This window comes from Streptomyces zagrosensis (genome assembly GCF_014203645.1).
Taxonomy (GTDB): Bacteria; Actinomycetota; Actinomycetes; order Streptomycetales; family Streptomycetaceae; genus Streptomyces; species Streptomyces zagrosensis.
Map to the genome: position 1 here is coordinate 1 of NZ_JACHJL010000061.1, position 1,622 is coordinate 1,622.

Annotated in this window: 2 protein-coding genes; one reads left to right on the forward strand and one right to left on the reverse strand. The window is 69.1% G+C overall.

The annotated features are described in order from the left end of the window. Nucleotides 1–113 precede the first annotated feature (113 nt). Nucleotides 114–605: a hypothetical protein gene (locus FHS42_RS36005; protein WP_184580578.1), complete on the forward strand. Its 492-nt coding sequence runs from the start codon at nt 114–116 to the stop codon at nt 603–605. Here FHS42_RS36005 and FHS42_RS36010 read toward each other — a convergent pair. After that, nucleotides 571–1,353: an IS5 family transposase gene (locus tag FHS42_RS36010; RefSeq protein WP_184580587.1), complete on the reverse strand. Its 783-nt coding sequence runs from the start codon at nt 1,351–1,353 to the stop codon at nt 571–573. The two genes, FHS42_RS36005 and FHS42_RS36010, sit on opposite strands and share 35 nt — an antisense overlap. Nucleotides 1,354–1,622: the final 269 nt, after the last annotated feature.

A 1,622-nucleotide genomic window follows, 5' to 3' on the forward strand; every position in this document is an offset into this window, starting at 1 on the left:
AGAACCCGTTGTCTTTCCGAAGGTGATCGCTGCGTTTCCGCTGGTCAGGAATGAGATCGGCGCTTCGGCGGCAGGGATGACGTGTCGTGTCGTCTCTGTGGTGGAGGTTCCGGATGCCATCGGTGATGGGGCTGCTGGAAGAGCGAGAGCGTGCTGCCCGGCAGCGGGTGGAGGTCCTCCAGGCCGAACTGCGGGAGGCGGAGGGCGCGTGGCAGCGGTTCGTGATCGCTCGTGAGACGGTCGGTCAGATTCTGGCGGAGCCGCGCGAATGTGAGGAAGCATCGGGTGCCGTATCCGACGAGCGTTCTGTGCCGATCGTGGGTGCCGTGCCAGGTGCGGTGGTGCCGGTGTGGCGTGAGGGGCTCGACCCGGGCGTGCTTGCGCCGGACTACCGGCGGATCATGGGCATCGTGGCCGGCCGGGACGGATCGGGTGGCGGCGCGATGGACTGCCGACAGCTCGCCGCGGCGCTCGACCTGGAGCCGGTTCCCGCGAAGGTCGAGGGCGTGCGGTCGAAGGCGAAGCGCCTGGCCGCGCGGGGATGGCTGACCGAGGAGAGCCCGGGGATGTTCAGTGCCTTCGCCGGGCGAGGCGGCGGCTCATGACCATGCTCATCGACCACCGGATCACCGCCTCGGCGCTGTCGGTGCGTGTCTCGTAGTCACGGGCCAGGCGGCGTGAGCGCATAAGCCACGCGAACGTGCGCTCCACCAGCCACCTCTTGGGCAGCACGACGAACCCGGACACGTCGTCACTGCGTTTGACCACCGTCAGCGCGATCCGCAGCACGCTGCGGGCGAAGTCGACCAAGTGGCCGGTGTAGCCGCCGTCGGCCCATACCAGCGTCAGGCGCCAGTGCCGCTTGCGCAGCCGGGCCAGCAGCGTCTGCCCGGCCTCCCGGTCGGTGACGGAAGCTGCCGTGACCACGACGGTCAGCAGCAGCCCGAGGGTGTCCACCACGATGTGGCGCTTGCGTCCGTTGACCTTCTTTCCGCCGTCGAAGCCCCTGGTCGCGGCCGGCACTGACGCGGCGGCCTTCACCGACTGGGCATCGATGATGCCCGCTGTCGGCTCGGTATCGCGGCCGGCCGCCTCGCGGACCCTGTCGCGCAGCCGGTCGTGCAGTTCGCCGATCCAGCCCTTGTCGCGCCAGCGTCGGAAGAAGGCGTAGACGCGGTCCCATGCGGGGAAGTCGGCCGGCATCGCCCGCCACGTGATGCCGCCCGCGACCAGGTAGCGGACCGCGTCGACCATCTGCCGGTGGCAATAACCCTCCGGCTGGCCGCCCCGACCCTGCAGCCAGCCCGGCACTGGCAACGCGGCACGAACCTCGGCCCACTCGGCGTCCGTCATGTCCGAGGGATACAAGCGCTGCCGCTCAGGGCGGTCACCCGCGTTCCCGTACACGTGCGCGAGACAATCACACGACCGGGCAAGGGAGTTGGACGCAGCGCATACCGGCACGAAAGACTGCACCACGCAGGGCCTCCTGTTGCTCTGGACTCGACACCCACGAGCTGTGCGGGAGGCCCTGCTTTCATGCCCGGCTCACCAGAACATCACCCGACCGAGCCGCCACACCCGAACCGGCGTTCGTCATGATCGATAGAGCAACGGCTTCT